General features: G+C 63.8%; 14 protein-coding genes. 10 read left to right on the forward strand and 4 right to left on the reverse strand.

The genetic code is table 11. The annotated features are described in order from the left end of the window. Positions 1–2: 2 nt before the first annotated feature. The 4 genes from acnA to IPP03_04955 all read right to left on the reverse strand — a co-directional run bounded on the left by acnA (position 3) and on the right by IPP03_04955 (position 6,445). The gene (gene acnA / locus IPP03_04940) at positions 3–2,708 is read right to left on the reverse strand and encodes an aconitate hydratase AcnA (protein MBL0352031.1); all 2,706 of its coding nucleotides are present in this window, start codon (positions 2,706–2,708) and stop codon (positions 3–5) included. A gap of 108 nt (positions 2,709–2,816) precedes the next feature. After that, positions 2,817–3,383, reverse strand: coding sequence for a lipocalin family protein (locus IPP03_04945; protein MBL0352032.1), 567 nt, complete (start codon positions 3,381–3,383; stop codon positions 2,817–2,819). Positions 3,384–3,477: 94 nt separating this feature from the next. Next, complete coding sequence (locus tag IPP03_04950; GenBank protein ID MBL0352033.1) at positions 3,478–5,118, reverse strand: 2,3-bisphosphoglycerate-independent phosphoglycerate mutase; 1,641 nt, start codon at positions 5,116–5,118, stop codon at positions 3,478–3,480. Positions 5,119–5,245: 127 nt separating this feature from the next. Beyond that, positions 5,246–6,445: a YbfB/YjiJ family MFS transporter gene (locus tag IPP03_04955; GenBank protein ID MBL0352034.1), complete on the reverse strand. Its 1,200-nt coding sequence runs from the start codon at positions 6,443–6,445 to the stop codon at positions 5,246–5,248. A 49-nt stretch (positions 6,446–6,494) separates the two neighbouring features. On the opposite strand from IPP03_04955, the gene IPP03_04960 reads away from it, so the two are divergent. The 10 genes from IPP03_04960 (at position 6,495) to IPP03_05005 (ending at position 19,077) form a co-directional block, all read left to right on the forward strand. After that, complete coding sequence (locus IPP03_04960) at positions 6,495–6,686, forward strand: hypothetical protein (GenBank protein ID MBL0352035.1); 192 nt, start codon at positions 6,495–6,497, stop codon at positions 6,684–6,686. Further along, positions 6,603–7,707 (forward strand): peptide chain release factor 2 gene (prfB, locus tag IPP03_04965; protein ID MBL0352036.1). Its coding sequence is split into 2 segments (ribosomal slippage): positions 6,603–6,683 and positions 6,685–7,707, totalling 1,104 coding nucleotides; the frame shifts between segments, so codons are not numbered across the junction. The genes IPP03_04960 and prfB overlap by 84 nt, the downstream gene beginning before the upstream one ends. Continuing rightward, complete coding sequence (locus tag IPP03_04970) at positions 7,708–8,988, forward strand: hypothetical protein (protein ID MBL0352037.1); 1,281 nt, start codon at positions 7,708–7,710, stop codon at positions 8,986–8,988. Then, positions 8,985–9,662: a hypothetical protein gene (locus tag IPP03_04975; protein MBL0352038.1), complete on the forward strand. Its 678-nt coding sequence runs from the start codon at positions 8,985–8,987 to the stop codon at positions 9,660–9,662. Before IPP03_04970 ends, IPP03_04975 begins: the two co-directional genes overlap by 4 nt. Next, positions 9,662–12,430, forward strand: coding sequence for an AAA family ATPase (locus IPP03_04980; protein ID MBL0352039.1), 2,769 nt, complete (start codon positions 9,662–9,664; stop codon positions 12,428–12,430). Before IPP03_04975 ends, IPP03_04980 begins: the two co-directional genes overlap by 1 nt. Before the next feature lie 6 nt (positions 12,431–12,436). Next, on the forward strand, positions 12,437–13,303 hold the full coding sequence (locus IPP03_04985; GenBank protein ID MBL0352040.1) for a hypothetical protein: 867 nt from the start codon (positions 12,437–12,439) through the stop codon (positions 13,301–13,303). A gap of 6 nt (positions 13,304–13,309) precedes the next feature. Continuing rightward, positions 13,310–14,491, forward strand: coding sequence for a hypothetical protein (locus tag IPP03_04990; GenBank protein MBL0352041.1), 1,182 nt, complete (start codon positions 13,310–13,312; stop codon positions 14,489–14,491). Between the two features lie 88 nt (positions 14,492–14,579). Then, positions 14,580–15,692 carry an efflux RND transporter periplasmic adaptor subunit gene (locus IPP03_04995; protein ID MBL0352042.1) on the forward strand — a complete coding sequence of 371 codons (1,113 nt, stop codon included), beginning with the start codon at positions 14,580–14,582 and terminating at the stop codon, positions 15,690–15,692. Next, positions 15,689–18,754, forward strand: coding sequence for an efflux RND transporter permease subunit (locus IPP03_05000; GenBank protein MBL0352043.1), 3,066 nt, complete (start codon positions 15,689–15,691; stop codon positions 18,752–18,754). Before IPP03_04995 ends, IPP03_05000 begins: the two co-directional genes overlap by 4 nt. Further along, the gene (locus IPP03_05005; protein MBL0352044.1) at positions 18,751–19,077 is read left to right on the forward strand and encodes a cupin; all 327 of its coding nucleotides are present in this window, start codon (positions 18,751–18,753) and stop codon (positions 19,075–19,077) included. The genes IPP03_05000 and IPP03_05005 overlap by 4 nt, the downstream gene beginning before the upstream one ends. Positions 19,078–19,115: the final 38 nt, after the last annotated feature.

The following is a 19,115-nucleotide window of genomic DNA, read 5'->3' on the forward strand; positions in this document are numbered from 1 at the left end:
TCTCAGGCCAGCAACTCGCGCAGCACGTAGGGCAGGATGCCGCCATGCCGGAAGTACTCGACTTCGATCGGCGTATCGATGCGCAGCAGCACGGAAGCCTCGTCGACGCTGCCATCGGCACGGAAAATCCTGAGGCCGACGTTCTGCTGCGGCTTCAGTTCACCGTTCACAACCATGATGTCGAAGCGTTCATTGCCAACCAAGTTCAGCGTTTGCGCATTGACCCCGGACAGGAACTGCAGCGGCATGACTCCCATGCCGACCAGATTGGAGCGGTGAATGCGTTCGAAGCTCTGCGCGATCACCGCCCGCACGCCAAGCAGCAGCGTGCCCTTGGCCGCCCAGTCACGCGACGAGCCGGAGCCGTATTCCTCGCCGGCGAACACCACGCTGGCCTCGCCGGCCGCCACATAGCGCATCGCCGCATCGTAAATCGGCAGGCGCTCGCCGCTCGGCTGGTGCACCGTAATGCCGCCCTCGTCGCGCGAACCGTCGGCATTCGGCGGCAGCATCAGGTTCTTGATGCGCACGTTGGCGAAGGTGCCGCGCACCATCACTTCGTGCTGCCCGCGGCGGGAACCATAGGAGTTGAAATCGGCACGCGCCACGCCCTGCGATTTCAGCCACAGCGCGGCCGGCGAGCTTTCGGCGATATTGCCCGCCGGCGAAATGTGGTCGGTCGTCACCGAATCGCCGAGAATGGCCAGCGCCCGGGCCTGGCGAATCGCGGCAGGCGGTGTCGGCTGCATTGAAAAACCGGCGAAGAAAGGCGGGAGCGCGATGTACGAGGACTCCGGCCAGTCATAAACTGCCAGGTCGCGGTTGGCGTCGGAGATCGCATTCCACAGCGGATTACGTTCTTCGAAATCGCCATACAGCCGGCGGTAGGTCGCCGGGTCGCTCGACGAACTGAGGCAGGCGTGGATTTCCTCGTTGCTCGGCCAGATGTCGGTCAGCCACACGTCTTCGCCACGCGCGTTGGTGGCCAGCGGTTCGTTGACCAGATCACGCAGCATGGTGCCGGCCAGCGCGTAGGCGACAACCAGCGGCGGCGAGGCGAGGAAGTTAGCGCGCAGCCGCGGATGAATGCGTGCCTCGAAATTGCGGTTGCCTGAGAGCACCGCGGCGCAGACCAGATCGTGGTCGACGATGGCGGCATTGATTTCGTCGCTCAGATCGCCGGAATTGCCGATACAGGTCGTGCACCCGTAGCCGGCGATGTAGAAGCCGAGCTTTTCAAGGTCGCCGAGCAGGCCGCTGCGCGTCAGATAATCGGTGACAACGCGCGATCCCGGCGCCAGCGACGTCTTGATATGCGGCTTGACGGCTAGCCCGCGCGCCAGCGCCTTGCGCGCCAGTAGGCCGGCAGCGATCAGCACCTGTGGATTGCTGGTGTTGGTGCACGAAGTGATCGCGGCAATCAGCACGTCACCCGAGCCGATATCGATGCCGCTGCGCAACCGGTGGCGCTCGCTCAACGCCGAAGCCGGCCGGGCAAAGCCGTTGTCGGAAACGGGTTTGGAGAACAAATCGTTGAAGGTGAACTTGACGGCGCCCAGCTCGATCCGGTCCTGCGGGCGCTTCGGCCCGGCCAGCGAGGCCGTCACGGTCGACAGGTCGAGAGTGAGTAATTCCGAATAGTCGATCTCGCCGGCCAGCGGCATGCCAAACATCTCCTGGGCGCGGAAATAAGCTTCGCAGGCAGCGACCTCGTCCGCGGTGCGTCCAGTATTGGTCAGATATTCGAGGGTTTTGTCGTCGACCGGGAAATAGCCCATCGTCGCGCCGTATTCGGGCGCCATATTGCCGATCGTCGCCCGGTCGGGCACCGGCAGGTTCGCCGTTCCTTCGCCGAAAAATTCGACGAACTTGCCGACCACCTTGGCGCGCCGCAGCAGTTCGGTCAGGGTCAGGACCAGGTCGGTCGCCGTTACACCTTCACGCAGGCGACCAGTCAGTTCAACGCCGACCACGTCCGGCGCCAGCAGGTAGATCGGCTGGCCGAGCATGGCCGCCTCGGCCTCGATGCCGCCGACGCCCCAGCCGACGACACCGATACCGTTGATCATCGTCGTATGGCTGTCGGTGCCGACCAGCGTATCGGGATAGTAAACATCGTCCTTGACATGAACGCCGCGCGCCAGATATTCGAGATTGACCTGATGGACGATCCCGGTCCCCGGCGGTATCACGCGGAAGTTCTTGAACGCGCGGCGGCCCCATTTCATGAACTGGTAGCGCTCGCGGTTGCGCGAGAATTCGAGCTTCATGTTGAGATCGAGCGCATCCGTGCTGCCGTAATAATCGACGCTGATCGAGTGATCGATCACCAGATCGACCGGCACCAGCGGTTCGATGCGCTCCGGGTCACGGTCAAGATCGGCGGCCACGTTGCGCATCGCGGCGAGATCGGCCAGCAGGGGCACGCCGGTAAAGTCCTGGAGCACCACACGCGCCACCATGAACGGAATTTCCGCACTGCGCGCTGCTTTGGGCTGCCATTCGGCCAACTGGCGAACATGTTCGGCGGTGATGCGCTGGCCATCGGCATTGCGCAATACCGACTCAAGAACGACGCGCAATGAGCGCGGCAAACGGCGGATGCCCGGGTAATCTTCGGCCAGCGCGGGCAAGGAACAAAAGTGCGCCACACTATCGCCGTCCTGCGGCAAGTTCAATGGACGCAAGTACTTGGCATGAATGGTCATGACCGGCTCCTCAAGGTTCGATTACGGGATCGACCGGCTGCCCGCCCGGCCGAGTCGAACGAAACCGCCAACTGATAGCTACGTCGACAGCCGGATTGTGCTTCGGTTCTAACTGTCGCCCTTGGTTTGCGCGACCCAGATCAGCTTGTCGACCGCAAACCCAAGCTTCCGGGCCTGCGCGAGCAGATCGTCGCGTACCGCTGCCGGCAATTGCTTGTCGCGCGCCAGTATCCAGAGATAGTCGCGATCCGGGCCGACCACCATCGCCCAGCGATAGCTCTGCTGGTCGAGCGCCACGACGTGGTAGCCACCATAGAAGGGGCCGAAGAAGGAGACTTTGAGCGAAGCCGTATTCGGGTCGCCGGTAAACAAGGCGCGCCCTACCGCCTGGCGCCATTCGCCACGCGCAGTGTCGTAACCCCGGTTGATGACTTCGACACTGCCATCGACCTGCGCCCGGTAAGTGGCGCTGACATCGCTCAAGCCACGTTCGAACGAGTGGTCAAGGCGGGCCAGTTCGTACCATTTGCCTTCATAGCGCGAAAGGTCGAACGGCTTGACGGGCGTCACCCCTTCGGGAGGCGCCGTCGAGCAGGCAGTCAAGCCGAGGAGCAAGGCCGGAATCCAAACGCGCAAGCAAATTGCCAGGAAGTCTCGTCCGAAAAAATAGTTCATGATCGCCAAACTCCCATTAAAAAATCCAGAGAACTGCCCACCATGATCGCGACACCACGCCATCGGGCGTACCGACTGCCGCCCGCCACCGAAATCAGCACATCGCCAGCAGGCTGTCGTCCCAAGTCGGGTGTTTTTCCAGCCCGAGCAGGTTGGCGACGGTGGCGGCGATGTTCGCCAACCCGGCCTTTTCCGTCTGCCTGAGGCCAAGTTTGCCACCGCTGGCGTTGTCATAAAGGATCAGCGGCACCTGGTTTAGCGTGTGCGCGGTCTTGGCCTTGAAGCTGCCATCCTTGTTCTGTGCCGGCTGTTTGGTCTTCTTGTCCAGTTCGTACATCTCGTCCGCGTTGCCGTGGTCGGCGGTGATCAGCGCCACTCCGCCCAGCGCATCAATGACCGGCAGGATGCGCGCCAGCGACAGGTCGACTGCCTCGACCGCCATCGTCGTGGCGCGGAAATTACCGGTGTGGCCGACCATATCGCCGTTGGCGAAATTACAGCGCAGCGTGCGATATTGGCAGGTCTTCAGCGCGGCGATCATCGCGTCGGCAATTTCGGCGGCCTTCATCCACGGCCGCTGCTCGAACGGAACGACGTCGCTCGGCACCTCCTGCCAGGTCTCGCCGGCGAACTTGCCGGAACGGTTGCCGTTCCAGAAATAGGTGACGTGGCCGAACTTCTGGGTTTCGGAGCAGGCGAACTGGGCGATGTCCATCTTGCTGAACCATTCGCCGGTGGTGTTGGTGATGGCCGGCGGCGCGACGAGAAAGCGCTTGGGCAATTGCAGGTCGCCGTCGTACTGCAGCATGCCGGCATAGGTGACCTGCGGCGTCCGGATCCGGTCGAATTTGCTGAAGTCCACTTCTTCGAAAGCGCGGGTGATTTCGATGGCACGGTCGCCACGGAAGTTGAAGAAGACGACCGAATCGCCATCCTCGATGGTGCCGACCGGTTGGCCGTTGTCGCCGATGACGAAAGGCGGCAGATCCTGATCGATGGTGCCCGGATTTCGCTCACGCAGGGCGTTAACCGCAGCGGTCGCATTGGGGAACTGCTGACCCTGGCCGAGGATGTGCGTTTTCCAGCCCTGCTCGACCATCGCCCAATTGGCGTCGTAGCGATCCATCGTAATGTTCTGGCGCCCACCGCCGGAAGCGATGCGGGCATTGAAGCCGGTGTCCGATATTTCTGCAAGGAAGCTCTCGAACGGCACGACGTAGTCGAGCGCGCTGGTTTCCGGTACGTCGCGACCGTCGAGCAGGGCGTGGACGCGCACCGCCCTGACGTCTTCCGCCTTGGCCTGGACGACCATCGCCTTCAGGTGATCGATGTGACTATGCACATTGCCATCGGAAAACAGGCCAATGAAGTGAATTACCCCGCGCCCGGCTTTGGCGCCGGCGACGATCTCGCGCCACGCATCACCCTGCCAGATGGCGCCTGAAGCGATCGCATCGGCGACCAGCGACGCCCCCTGGCTATAGACCTGCCCGGCGCCGATGGCGTTGTGACCGACCTCGGAATTCCCCATGTCGTCGTCCGACGGCATGCCGACCGCCGTGCCGTGGGCACGTAGGCGGATGTTCGGGTAATCGGCAAACAGGCGGTCGAGCGTCGGCTTGCGCGCGGCGGCGATGGCGCTACCGGCGTCTGACCTGGGAAGGCCGTAGCCGTCCATGACAATGATGACCACCGGGCCCTGGATACCGGGAAAGGAAGGGAGCTTCTGTAGCATGAGTGGACTCCAGCCAGCAAAGAATCGTGCTAATAGAATGCGCCGGCGGACTTGTTCGCCTGCCACGCTTCGTTCAATCCGTCATTTTACTCGCGAACTGCTTGCCCATCCCGCCCAGCAACTGCCCTCAAGCGGGTCGGGCAAGTACGCCTGCCACCGCATCACGCTTGTCGACCACTTTCAATATCAGCAACAGGATCGTCCCGAGCAGCATGACGCCTGCCGCCAGGTAAAGGCCGGCGTTGTAGCTGCCGAACCGCGTGCCAAGCCAGCCGGTGATGGCCGGCGCCAGGATCTGTGCCACCCCGTAGGAAAGCGTCATCTTGCCCATCATCTTGGCCGGCCGGGTCGGGTAATAGCGCCCGGCCATGGTCAGCACCAGGCTGACCATACCGATGAAGGTTCCGCCAAACAGCAGGGCGCCGAAGATCGTCACGAACAGGCCGCCGACCATGACCGGCAGCAGGATGCCGATTATCTGCAGCAGCGCGGCGGCGATCAGCGCATTGAGGTCGCCGATAAAGCGGGCGATGAAATCCCAGTTGATGCAAGCCGGCGCGGCGCCGATGCCGATAGCGAAAAAGACGAGATTCCCCTGCCCGCCCAGCCCCGGCAGTTTCTCGACAATGGCGACGATGAAGGTGGCGCTGACCACATAGCCGACCCCGGCGCAAAAGTAGGCGGCCATGAACAGGCGCATGAAGAGCGGGCTCGGCGGCTTGTCGACCATCACCTGGCCGCTTTTGGTCAGGCCGCTGGTATCCGGTGGAGGCAACCAGCCGAGCGCCGGAATCAGCAGCAGGCAGCCAAATGCCGAGAACGCGAACCATTGCTGCTGCCAGTCCAGCCAGTGGCTCATCAGCGCCACTGCCGCCGCGCAACCGGCAATGCCAAGGCCGATGCCAGCAAAATGGATACCCAGTTCGCTGCGGTGGTTATGGCGGATCAGCCAGTTCAGGATTAGTCCGGTGCCCAGCAGTATGCCGGCTGCGCTCGACAGTCCGGCGACGTAACGCGAGATCGCCCAGACCGTAAAATCGCTCGTCATGCCCATCAGCGCGGTGCTGAGGATCGCCACCACCATGCCGATCCGGTAGAGGCGATCCTTGAGCACCAGATCGCTGATCAGCGAGGCGATCAGCGCCCCGCTCAGGTAGCCCGCGTAGTTGATCGCCGCCAGCCAGCCGGCTTCGGCAACTCCGAGACCGGCCTGCTGCTGCATCAGCGGCAAGAGCGGTGTGTAGGAAAAGCGGGCGACGCCGAGCACCAGAATCAGGCTGAATATGCCGGCGCTGAGCACCTTGATGCGTTCTCGCTGATCGCTCATCGAGCGCTTTCGAATGTTGTTGATCGCGCAACGATAGACACTGCGTACCTTGTTCGCAATTGAATTGTTGAAAAACTGTGACCGGCAGCCCACTGCTCCCGGGCATCCACCCGGGACGGCTATAATTGCGGCTTTGCAACATAACGGAAAGCGCCTCATGGAAGCCGAACTCATCAACAGCATCTCCTACAAGCTCGACGATCTGGCGCAGCGCGCCGCCGAGCTGCGGAGGTATCTTTGACTACGACCAGAAACGCGAACGCCTGACCCTACTCAACCTGGAGATGGAAGATCCCAAAATCTGGGACGATCCGAAGCGCGCGCAGGAACTGGGCCGCGAAAAGAAATCGCTGGAAGACATCGTGCTGATCCTTGAAACCGTAGACAACGGTATCAACGACGGGCGCGAACTGTTCGCGATGGGCAAGGATGATGGCGACGACGACACGCTGCTCGCCGTCGAAGCCGACAATGCCGGGCTGGAACAGAAGCTGGCGGTGCTCGAATTCCGCCGCATGTTCAACAACCCGCAGGACCCGAACCCCTGCTTCCTGGAAATTCAGGCCGGCGCCGGCGGCACCGAGGCACAGGACTGGGCCGCAATGCTGCTGCGCATGTACCTCAAATTCGGCGAGAAAAAGGGGTTCACCGTGGAAGTCATGGAAGAATCCGAAGGCGACGTCGCCGGCGTCAAGGGCGCCACGATCAAATTCACCGGCGACTACGCCTACGGCACGCTGCGCACCGAAACCGGCATTCACCGCCTCGTTCGCAAGTCGCCGTTCGACTCCAACGCGCGCCGCCATACCAGCTTTACGTCGGTCTTCGTCTATCCGGAAGTCGACGACTCGATCGAGATCGACATCAACCCGGCCGACGTGCGCACCGACACCTACCGCGCCTCGGGCGCCGGCGGTCAGCACATCAACAAGACCGACTCTGCCGTGCGCCTGACCCACATCCCGAGCGGCATCGTCGTCCAGTGTCAGAACGACCGCTCGCAGCACCGCAATCGCGACGAAGCCTGGCAAATGCTGCGCGCCCGCCTCTACGAACTTGAACTGCGCAAGCAGATGGCCGAGCAGCAGAAGCTGGAGGACGCCAAGTCGGACATCGGCTGGGGTCACCAGATCCGCTCCTACGTGCTCGACCAGTCGCGCATCAAGGACCTGCGCACCAACCACGAAACCGGCAACACCCAGGCCGTGCTCGACGGCGATCTCGACGACTTCATCGAGGCCAGCCTGAAACAGGGCGTCTAAATGGCTACGGCGACGGAGCGCCTCGACCTTGCCGACTTTTTCGCGCATGGTGTCGAACCCGCCGACGTCGCGCCACTCTACCCGCTGCTTGGCGCCCGCGGGCTGATCGCCGCCTGCATTGCCGTCTTTCGCGGCGGTGAAGCCGAGGTCATGGTGCGGCTTCTGGTACTGCGTGAAATCGGCGCACGTGCCGACAGCCCGAGTTGGTCGCCGCGCGAACTGGAGATGCATTTCGGATTTCTCGACGCGGTCAAGCTCGAAACGGTCTTGAAGCGCCTGCGTGAGCATGAGTTGCTGGTCTGGGATACGGAAAGGCGCGCTTACCAGATTTCCCCGACCGGCCGCATGGTGCTGGCCGCATTATCGACATTGCTGCAGTTTGCCGCCGAGGACGATGCCGAACTCGGCTACCTGACCGCGCAGATCGCCGCCGGTGGCGCGACCGGGCGCATTTCACCGGAAAACCTGCAACATCTGCTGGCGCGCCTCGCCGAGTTGGAGGATGAGTTTTCCGGCGCCGTCGCCTCCGGATCGGAATTTCGCCTGCAAAGTGCCCAGAAAAAACTGAACTCGGTCTGGCAATGGATGGAAAAAGGCACCGAAATCATGCGTGAGCTGACCGCCGACGGCTTGCCTGACGACGCCACCTGGCGACTGGCGCAGGAAATCGGCGCCCGGCAGAGCCGCATCATGCGCATGACCGGCATCTTCCAGCGCGAACTCGCGGCCATCGCCCGCCAGCGCGTGCACCTCTCGCAAGGGGGTCTGACCTCGTCGGAACTGGCGGCCTGGCTGACCACGCGCAGCATCGACCAACTCGCCGAATTTGCCGTCGGCGTCACCCATCTGGTACCGGAAATTCCTTTTGTACTCGGTGATGTGATGGCCGATGTCGCCGAATTTGAATTGCTGGAACGCGAGCGCCCGGACCGTAAACGCTCCAGCCTGCCGCCTGCGGTCGACACCGAAAATACCCGTGAAATCCCGCGCGAGCCACCGCCGGAACTAGCCGCGTTGACGCGTCTGCTGGCTAACCTGACCGGGCGCGACGAAGCGCTGGAGGTTGCCGATGCCGTCATTGGCGACAACTACCGCGCCGCCGCCTACCGTTTCTCGCTGCTCCCCTTCCTCGGCGACCCCGCTGGTGACCCGGACCTTGCCGCGCTCGGCGCCCTGCCGCTGAGCCTGCGCTGGGCGGACGATGGCGCCCTCGATAACCCGCAGCGCAATGGCGTCGCCGCCATCAGTCGCGGCTGGATTTTGTCCCGGAGCCGCCCATGAATGCCGATACCCCGGTTCAGTTCATCGCCCGCCTGCTCGTCGAGCGCTGGCTGCCGAAAGCCGATGCCGATGTCCGCCGCCTCCTGATCGACGAAAGTTTCCGCCAGGACATCGAGCACCGCCTGGCCGCCAGCGGCCTGCGCCTGCTCGACAACCCCTTTGCCAGTCATATTGCCCTGGGACTCGCCGATGGCACCGAAAATGCCATTTTCGGACGCGGCGACACCTGGCTGTCGAACAATGCCGGACTCAATCGCGACGGTGTCGCCCTGCTGATTTTGCTCTGGGCGCTGATCATCCTGCCCAAGCGCGAACGCCAGCTTTCCCGCAAGGCGACCACCGACGAAGGGCAAACCGACATGTTCGGCAAGACGCAACCGGCGCCGCTGCGCGAAGATGCGACGCGCGGCGTGCCGGAGAATGTGCTGCTCGAAGATTACGGCAAGCTGATTGGCGGCAAGGGGCGCTTGCAGTTCTTGCTGCCCGTACTCTCGCGCCTCGGCTTTATTGAACGGCGCAACAAGGTGCTGCACGAAGGCCCACTGCTCGATCTGGCATTTGACTACGCTGAATTGGCGCCGCGTATTCTTGACGGTGCGCTCGCCGAAGTACTGGCTGCGGTCAACAGCATAAAAGCGGCAAAAACCGCGTCGACCGCAGAAGGATCTGTCTGATGTTCCGTCTGGAAAAACTGGAGGTTGTCCATTGGGATTTCTGGCAACGCCTGGTGCTGCCGCTGGATGCGTCGATCGTCACCATTGTCGGCCCCAACGGTTCCGGCAAGACCACCCTGCTCGATGCCCTGCGCACCCTGCTCGCGCTCGACTGCTCGAAAAAGCGCGACTATAAACGCTATGTGCGGCGTAATGGCGAGGATTTCTGCTGGTTGCGCGGCGTCGTCGATAACCGTCGCCAGCCCTCGGGCAGGCGACCGTTCTGGCCGCCCTTTTCCAGCGACAGGGTAACGCTGGCCTGCCGTATCGAGAAGAAGGGCGGCGACTGGACACGGCATTACCTGATCGCCGAAGGCGACACACCGATCGAAGCCCTGCACACCGGAGCTACCCCGCTCGGCGTCCGCGAATACCAGCAAATGCTGCACGGCGCCGGGCTGACGCCGGCCATCGGACAGGTGCTGTCGCTGGAACAGGGGCAGACCGACAAGCTGTGCGAACTGTCGCCCAAGGCACTGCTCGATCTGGTGTTTCAGGTTTTCGGCGACCGCGAGGTACTCGACCGCTATCAGGAAGCCCGCCAGCATCAGGAAGCTACGCGCCGCGAGCTGCTGGAACTGGAGGCGCAGCTGGACCGCTTGCAGGTGCGAATTCAAAAAACCGAGTTTGAGGTTGACAACTACCAGACCTGGAGTCGGCTGAACGCCGACCGTAACCGCCTGTTCAGCGAGATTCGCCTCCGGCTGGAATATCACCTGCTGGGCGACTCGATCGCCAAGGGCAGTTCGCAAATCATCGGCATGCAGCGCGAATGGCGCAGTTTTCTGGCTGATAAAATGGCTTTGCAAGCCAGTCGACCGCAAGCCGAGGCCGATCTTTCAGCCGCCGAAACCCGCCGTGTCGCCGCCCTCGCCGAAGAACAACGCGCCATTGACGCCCAAGCGCCGATCAACCGCGAAGCCGGCAAACTTGAAGGACTGCTCAACGAACGTGACCGCCTGCTGCGCCTGGCCAAGGAAGCGGGCGATGATCCGGAAGTAATCGTCCGCCAGCAAGGCGCGGCGGAAACCCGGCGCGACGCTCTGCGCCTTGAACTCGCCGGCTGGCAAGGTGAGCAGCGCGAACTGGAGGCCGTCATCGCTGCCCTCGCCAGTGGTCAACGCGCCGAACCGGGCGACATCCGCGATTTTCGCGCCGCGCTGGACGATGCTGGTATTGCCCACGATCTGCTGGTCGACCTGGTGGAAATTACCGACACCGGCTGGCAAAAAGCTGTCGAAGCCCTGCTCGCCCCCTATGCCCATCTGGTCGTGCTGCACCGCGAACGTGATGCCGAAGCAGCCTTTGCGCTGGGCGAAAAGCACAAGTACCGGCATTTCATCGTCCCCGAACGTAGCGAACCCAGCCTGCCGGCGCCGGGCAGCGTCGCCGAGGTCGTTCATTTCCGGCGACCGGTTCCCGGCTGGATCGACAGGCTACTCGACCGCACACAGCGCGTCGACGCTGCCCATGCCGGCGCCCGGCTGCCACGCGCTCAGGACTGGGTCACAAAAAGCGGCTACCTGCGCGAACGACGCGGCGGTCGCCATGCCGCGCCGGAACAGGCGCGTTTCGGCGCCGCCCGCCTGACTGCCGTGCAAGCCCAATTGGCCAAACTCGCCCCACGCATCGCCAAGCACAAGGCCGACATTGCCGAATGCGAGCAAACCATCGCCACCTGTCGCGCCCACCAGGACGGTAAAAACGCCACGCAAAACCTGGCTGCCCGCGCCGCCGAATTCGCTGCTGCGGAAGCCCAAAACACCAGCCTGGAAAGCCACCGTCAGCGAGTTCGGGAAGATTTGAACCACACCCGCCAGCAACGCAATGAGGCCGATGATGCCTGGCGCCAGGCAGAGCGCGCTGTCGAAAAAACTACCGCGCAATTACAGGATGTCGACAAGCGTCTGGCCGAAAAAGCCAACAAGCCAGCCCGCCTGCAACAGGCCGAACGTCTGAGATCCCTGCGCCGCAGCCGCCGTACCCTGCCTGCCAACTGGCTTGACGAGACGGCCAATGCCGAAATCGCCAAAGAATGGGAAAGCCTCGCCACCATCGACCGCGAAATCCACAAAATCGAACGCGATCTGGCGGAAAAAACCTGGATCACCGACGCCAACATCCTTCTCACCCGCGACAAGCTGAAGGCCGATGCCGACCGGCAAGCCGAAGAACTGGCCGATCGCGCGCGCGACAACCGGATGGCCGAAGCGCAAACGCTGGCCGCCCGCGAGCAATATGTGAACGTGCTACGCGCCACCGTCCGCCGCTATGGGCGCAACCTGCGCACACTCGGTGAAATGGCCGACATCAAGGTCGAAGCCGAGTTACCCCTGCTGGCCGATGACGATGTCGCACTCGGTCAGGCCGCGCTAACCGTCAAGTTCGATTTCGACGAAAAGGGCTTCATGGGCCTCAATGACGGCGATGCTTCCGGCGGCCAGCAGGTCATGAAATCGCTGATCCTGCTCATTGCCTTGATGATGGAGGAATCCCGCCCCGGCGGCTTCGTCTTTATCGACGAGCCTTTCGCCCACCTCGACATTGTCAACATCGACCGCGTCGCCGGCTTTCTCAAGACCACCCAGGCGCAGTACCTGCTGACGACGCCGGTCACCCACAACGTCAATGTGCACGATCCTTCATTGCTGACCCTGGTCACCTTCAAGAAGAAACCGGGCGCGCCCTGGGCGCCACGTGTCGGCGTTCTGGTGCGCGATAGCGAGTAAGCGGAAATGCCGATGCAACTCGACATCTTCGAGCACTCGCGTGATGTGATGCTCAACAACGCGGTAGTCGAGGCCTGGCTCCGGCATGACCTGCCTGCCGTCCAGCAAGGGATCGCCCTGTTGCGCGAGGAGTTTCCGGCGCACGTCGATCTGCCGCAGCATGATCGCCTTCGGCAGCAACTGCACCGGTTCGCGCTGGGCTTGCAGCCGGGCAAACTGTCCTTGCGCCAGACGCAACTGCGCGAGCAGATTCTGCCCTTGGCCGAGAGTCTGCTCGGCTGGCACCACCGCGACCGATGGACGCGGCCGCTCTGGCGCGCCCTGGCCGAAGTCGCTCTACCCCTGCCCTACGACCCCAGGCGCCCCGAATGCCACGCCACGGCGTTCTGGCTGGCGGCCAATGAGATCGCGGAAGCGCGGCGTGCGGTCAGCAGCATTCCCTCCTGGCGGCGCATCCCTCAACCCCTGGTCTGGATGACTCGCATCGAACTGCTCGCCAGTTCTCCGGAAGTCTGGTGGCCCTTGCTCGCCGAATCGGCCTGGCTGGCCCCGGAAGCTTTCGCAAGCCAACTGCGGAACGTATCGGGCACGGTCGACCCGCTCATTGCCCGCTTTTCCAGAGAGTTCGAGAACAACGGCGAATTCCACGACCTCAACTGGTTTCCAGCCTGGCTGCTCATCCATCAGCCGGAGATTCGCCAGCTATTGCGTCCGGCCGAGCCCAATCCCAGCGATCCGGCGCGGGCTTTCAGCCTCTTGCTCAATCTCCTGCACCTGGAGCGAACCGGCCAACAGGCGGGTTTGATTGCCCAGCGCGCCAAGTTGCGCGCCCTCGCTCCCGATATTTTTGCCGACTACATGCGTAGCCGTTAAGCAGCCATGGCCGAGATCGAAACCGAACTGCTTGGCGGGGCGTCGCTGGCCAGCCCGAACGCCACTCGCAAACGCTATACCCGGAAGATTCACGGCTCGCCCACCGAACTGCCGGGCGAGCACATCGATTTGCTGCGGCGCTGGATCAGACCCCAACAGGCGCGGCGCAAATGGTCCACCCTGCTCGCCGATGCCGGCAGCAAACATCTCGAAGCAGCGCTCAAGCTCGCTGACTGGCTGCTCCGTAACGGCTGGGCCGTGCACTATGAAAAGCGCGTTGGCAGCCGCTGGGAGACCACCTGGCTGGAATTTCCCCATCTGGAAAGCCTGCGCGAGATGTTCCAGTTACCCGACCCGGTGCAACTCGCCGCCGATTGGGCGAGGGCCGGCGAGCAGCAGTTAACCGCCGCCGATCTCGCTGTTGCGCATGCCGCGCTCGCCGGATTGCCGCTCGCCCGCCGCCTCAAGCGCTTTCCCCTGCTGCAAAAACTTGAAGCCTGGCGCAGCGATCAACGGCAAGGCACGCGCCGCGACTTTGCGCTCTTTGCGCGCGGCGACAGCAAAGGTCTGACGGCCAGCGAATGGGCCTGGCTCAATGCTGCGGTCGACCTGCAAAACAGCGGCATTTTCGAGCACACGCCGCACCTGCTGCTGGCTGGACCGATCCGGCTTTACACAGCCAACGGCCTGATCGATCTGGATGCCAGCGCCGACTGGGTCGCGCTGACTCCGGAAACCGTCGCCGCGACGCTGCACAGCGATGGCCAGCCCCGTCTCTGGCGGCTCGTCGAAAACCTGACCAGTTTCGAGCGCATCGCGCGTCGGCGTGCGCCGGATGAAGCAGTGGTCTGGCTGCCCGGCTTTCCGCCCGGCTGGTGGCAGGACGCTATGCGCCACCTTCTCGTCGGCGCCCCGGCGCCCGCCGAAATCGCCTGCGATCCCGACCCGGCCGGCATCGCTATCGCGCTGCAGGCGGCCGGTCTCTGGGAAAGGCTGGGGTTACCATGGCGGCCCTGGGCCATGGGTCGTAACGACCTGATTGCCGCCCCTCAGCGCAAGTCATTGACCGAACATGACCGCCAACAACTGTCGAAGCTGCTGGCCGGCGAACTCCCGCCCGAACTTCGTCAACTCGCCACCACCCTCCTGGAACTTGGCGAAAAGGCCGAGCAGGAAGGCTATCTTTGATGATATCCATCATCAACTTGTTGCCCTACAAGCTTGAAACCACCAGCATCATCAACTTGTTGCACTTAAGACTTAAGACCGCCCAATAATGAACCGACCCCAATCGAACAAAATGCTTTGGCTGCTCAGCGCCCTGAGCGCACTGACCCTGGCCGGCTGCAGCGACAGGACGCCAACTGCCACCCAAACAGCCAAGCCTGCCCTCACCGTCACCACCGTTACCCCGCAAACCCTGCCCTGGCCGCAAACCCTCTCGGCCAGCGGTAACGTTGCTGCCTGGCAGGAAGCGATCATCGGCCCGGAAATCAGCAACTACCGAATTACCGAGGTGCGCGCCAATATTGGCGATGCGGTGAAGAAGGGCGATGTGCTGGCGCGCATCGCCAGCGATGCGGTCGACAGCGAACTCGCCGAAACCCGCGCGGCGGTGGCAGAGGCCGAGGCGACGCTGGCCGAGGCCCGAGCCAACAACGAGCGCGCCCGGCAGTTGCGTGACAAGGGTTTTTACAGCGCGCAGCAAGGCGTTCAGACGCAGACCGCCACCGACACCGCGCTGGCCCGCCTCAACGCCACCAAGGCGCGCCTGCAGTCGGCCGAATTGCGACGGTCCAAGGCCAGTGTGATAGCGCCCGACGACGGCATTGTCTCGGCACGCAGTGCCACGGTCGGCTCGCTGACGCAAACCGGCGAGGAACTGTTCCGCCTGATTCGAGGCGGCCGGCTGGAATGGCGCGCCGAAGTGACCGCCGCTGAACTGATCCGGCTGCAACCCGGCCAGCCGGCGCGTCTGGAAAGCCCGAACGGCATCGCCGTCAGCGGCACCATTCGTGCCGTCGCGCCGACGGTCGACCCGCAGACGCGCAACGGCATCGTCTATGTTGACCTGCCGCCCGAGGCCGGCAAGGCGCTCAGTGCCGGCATGTTCACGCGTGGCGAGTTCGATCTCGGGCAACGCCCGGCACTGACGCTGCCGCAATCGGCCGTGCTGCTGCGCGAGGGCTTCGCCTACGTCTTCCGCATCGATCCGGGCGGCAATGATCTGGCCAAGGTAACACTGACCAAGGTCGGTACCGACCGCCGCAACGTCGGGCGCATCGAGGTCAGCGGCATCGACGCCGGTTCGCAGGTCGTCGCCAGCGGCGCCGGCTTTCTTGCGGACGGCGACACCGTCCGCATCGTCGCCGCCGAAAAGCAGCCATGAACGTTTCCGCGTGGTCGATCCGGAACCCGATTCCGGCCATCCTGGTCTTCGTCATGTTGACATTGCTCGGCGTCATGGCCTTCCACGCCATGAAGATTCAGCAGTTCATGGACGTCGACCTGCCGACGGTGGTGGTCACTGCCTCGCTGCCCGGCGCGGCGCCGGCGCAGATGGAAACCGAGGTGGCGCGCAAGATCGAGAATTCGGTGGCGACGCTGCAGGGCATCAAGCATATCTACACCAAGGTGCAGGACGGGACGGCGACGGTGACCATTGAGTTCCGCCTCGAAAAGCCGACGCAGGAAGCCGTCGACGACGTCCGCGATGCGGTCTCGCGCATCCGTGCCGACCTCCCCGGCGAACTCCGCGACCCGGTCATCAGCAAGGTCAACCTCTCCGGCGCGCCGATCCTGACCTATACCGTCACCTCCAGCCGCATGGACGACGAGGCGTTGTCGTGGTTCGTCGACAACACGGTGACCAAGTCCATCCTCAGCGTGCGCGGCGTTGGCGCCGTGTCGCGCGTCGGCGGGGTGACGCGCGAAATCCGCGTCGAACTCGATCCGGCCCGCCTTCTCGCGCTGCGCGCCACGGCATCCGACGTCTCCCGCCAGTTGCGCCAGATCCAGCAGGAAGCCTCCGGTGGCCGTTCCGACATCGGCGGCGCCGAACAGTCGGTACGCACCATCGCCACCGTCAAGTCGGCCGAGGAACTCGGCGCCCTCGAGATCGCGCTGAGCGACGGCCGGCGGATCCGCCTCGACCAGTTGGCGAGCGTCACCGACACCGTCGCCGAGCAGCGCTCGGCGGCCCTGCTCAACGGCAAGCCGGTAGTCGGCTTCGAGATCGTCCGCAGCCGCGGCGCCGGCGAAGTCGAGGTCGCCGACGGCGTGCGCGCCCGCCTCGAGAAGATCCAGGCCGAGCATCCCGACGTCACCATCACCGAAGCCTTCAATTTTGTCGATCCGGTCATCGAGAATTTCGAGGGCTCGATGTGGCTGCTGATCGAGGGCGCCATTCTCGCCGTCATCGTCGTCTGGCTCTTCCTGCGCGACTGGCGGGCCACCGTGGTTTCGGCGACGGCGCTGCCGCTGTCGATCATCCCGACCTTTGCCGTGACCTACCTGATGGGCTTCACGCTCAACGTCGTCACCCTGCTCTCGCTGTCGCTGGTGGTCGGAATATTGGTGGATGACGCCATCGTCGAGATCGAGAACATCATGCGCCACCTGCGCATGGCCAAGACACCCTATCAGGCGGCGATGGAGGCGGCCGACGAAATCGGGCTGGCGGTGATCGCCACCACCTTCACGCTGATCGCCGTCTTCCTGCCGACCGCCTTCATGAGCGGCGTGCCGGGCAAATTCTTCGTCCAGTTCGGGTGGACCGCAGCCATCGCCGTCTTCTTCTCGCTGGTCGTCGCGCGCATGCTGACGCCGATGATGGCCGCCTACATCCTCCAGCCGCCGCGTGGCGAACATCGCGAGCCCGCGTGGATGGCCATCTACACGCGCTGGGCGGCCTGGTGCCTGAAGCACCGGCTGGCAACCATGGGCGCCACCGCCGTCTTCTTCTTCGGTTCCTTTTCCCTGGTGCCCCTGCTGAACAAGGGTTTTCTGCCACCGGACGACCTGTCGCAGACCCAGGTCGCCCTCGCCCTGCCCCCCGGGAGTACGTTCAGCGAGACGTTTGCCGCCGCCGAGCACGCGCGCCGGATCGTCGAAGAGAACCCCCACGTCCGCATGGTCTATACCGCCATCGGCGGCGGCGCCACCGGCAGCGATCCGTTCGCCCCGCGCGGCGCGGCGGAAGTGCGCAAGGCGACGCTGACCATCAACATGACGCCGCGCCGCGAACGCGGCGGCGTCCGCAAGCTCGACGTCGAGCGTCAGTTGCGTGACGCCCTTGCCGTGCTGCCCGGCGTCCAGGTCAAGATCGGTTTCGGCGGCTCGAGCGGCGAGAAATACATCCTGGTCCTCGCCGGAGAAAACGGTGAAGCGCTCTCCGAGCACGCCCGCATCGTCGAGCGCGAATTGCGCACCATTCCCGGGATCGGGGCGGTCACCTCGACGGCCAGCCTGGTCCGCCCGGAGCTTGTCGTGCGCCCCGATTTTGCCCGGATGGCCGATCTCGGCGTCACCTCGGCCGCCATTGCCGACACGCTGCGCATCGCCACCGCCGGCGATTACGACCAAAGTCTGGCCAAGCTCAACCTGACCCAGCGCCAGATTCCCATCGTCGTCAGCCTGCCGCCGGCGGCCCGTCAGGACATTGCGCTGCTCGAACGCCTGACCGTCCCCGGCAAAAATGGCCCGGTGATGATAGCCAACGTGGCCACCCTCAGCCTGGCCGGCGGTCCGGCGGAAATCGACCGCTATGACCGCCTGCGCAACATCAATTTCGAGATCGAACTGAACCAGCAGCCGCTCGGCGAGATTGAGGAAAAAATCCTGGCCCTGCCCAGCGTCAGCAAACTGCCGCCCGGCATTTTGCGCACCACGATCGGCGACGCCGAGGCGATGGCCGAACTGTTCGACAGCTTCGGCCTCGCCATGCTGACCGGGGTGCTCTGCATCTACATCGTGCTGGTCCTGCTGTTCCGCGATTTCATGCAGCCGGTGACCATTCTCGCCGCCCTTGTGCTCTCGGTTCCTGGCGCCTTCCTGGCGCTGTTCGTGACCTCGACCGCGGTCTCGATGCCGTCGATGATCGGCCTCATCATGCTGATGGGGATCGCCACCAAGAATTCGATCCTGCTCATCGACTATGTCATTCTCGCCCGCCGCGACCACGGCCTCGACCGCTGGCACGCCTTGCTTGACGCCTGCCGCAAGCGTGCCCGGCCGATCATCATGACCACCGTCGCGATGGGTGCCGGCATGCTGCCGATCGCCATCGGCCTCGGCACCGACCCCAGCTTCCGCGCGCCGATGGCCATCGTCGTCATCGGCGGCCTGATCACCTCGACCTTCCTCAGCCTGCTCGTCGTTCCCGTCGTTTTCACCTACGTCGATGACACGATCAGCTGGCTGAAGCGCCATACATTTAGGGCGCGCGCGTGAGCGACAGCATTTTTGCCGATTTGCCACGGTCGACCGTAGCCGACGAGCAATTTTCGGAGTTGCTCGGCAGGCCCGGCCTGCGCATTGAGCGCATTGTCTCGACCGGCCAGTGCAGTCCGCCCGGTTTCTGGTACGACCAGCCGGAAGGGGAATGGGTGCTGCTGATTGAGGGCGCCGCCCGCCTGCGTCTCGCCGACGAAGCCGAAGCACGACAGTTGAATCCCGGCGATTTCGTCGATATCGCCCCGCATCGCCGCCACCGCGTGGACTGGACGGATCCCGATCAACTGACCATCTGGCTGGCAATCCACTACGCGGCATAAACCGGTGGTAGCCGGATCCCCAGTGCGAGCGCGGCGGG

Origin of the sequence: Candidatus Dechloromonas phosphoritropha (assembly GCA_016722705.1) — a bacterium.
Lineage (GTDB): Bacteria > Pseudomonadota > Gammaproteobacteria > Burkholderiales > Rhodocyclaceae > Azonexus > Azonexus phosphoritrophus.

Excerpts from the sequence above, each read along its gene's own strand:
- acnA (MBL0352031.1), bottom strand. The coding sequence starts at position 2,708 with ATGACCATTCATGCCAAGTACTTGCGTCCATTGAACTTGCCGCAGGAC.
- IPP03_04945 (MBL0352032.1), bottom strand. The coding sequence starts at position 3,383 with ATGAACTATTTTTTCGGACGAGACTTCCTGGCAATTTGCTTGCGCGTT.
- IPP03_04950 (MBL0352033.1), bottom strand. The coding sequence starts at position 5,118 with ATGCTACAGAAGCTCCCTTCCTTTCCCGGTATCCAGGGCCCGGTGGTC.
- IPP03_04955 (MBL0352034.1), bottom strand. The coding sequence starts at position 6,445 with ATGAGCGATCAGCGAGAACGCATCAAGGTGCTCAGCGCCGGCATATTC.
- IPP03_04970 (MBL0352037.1), top strand. The coding sequence starts at position 7,708 with ATGGCTACGGCGACGGAGCGCCTCGACCTTGCCGACTTTTTCGCGCAT.
- IPP03_04975 (MBL0352038.1), top strand. The coding sequence starts at position 8,985 with ATGAATGCCGATACCCCGGTTCAGTTCATCGCCCGCCTGCTCGTCGAG.
- IPP03_04980 (MBL0352039.1), top strand. The coding sequence starts at position 9,662 with ATGTTCCGTCTGGAAAAACTGGAGGTTGTCCATTGGGATTTCTGGCAA.
- IPP03_04985 (MBL0352040.1), top strand. The coding sequence starts at position 12,437 with ATGCCGATGCAACTCGACATCTTCGAGCACTCGCGTGATGTGATGCTC.
- IPP03_04990 (MBL0352041.1), top strand. The coding sequence starts at position 13,310 with ATGGCCGAGATCGAAACCGAACTGCTTGGCGGGGCGTCGCTGGCCAGC.
- IPP03_04995 (MBL0352042.1), top strand. The coding sequence starts at position 14,580 with ATGAACCGACCCCAATCGAACAAAATGCTTTGGCTGCTCAGCGCCCTG.
- IPP03_05000 (MBL0352043.1), top strand. The coding sequence starts at position 15,689 with ATGAACGTTTCCGCGTGGTCGATCCGGAACCCGATTCCGGCCATCCTG.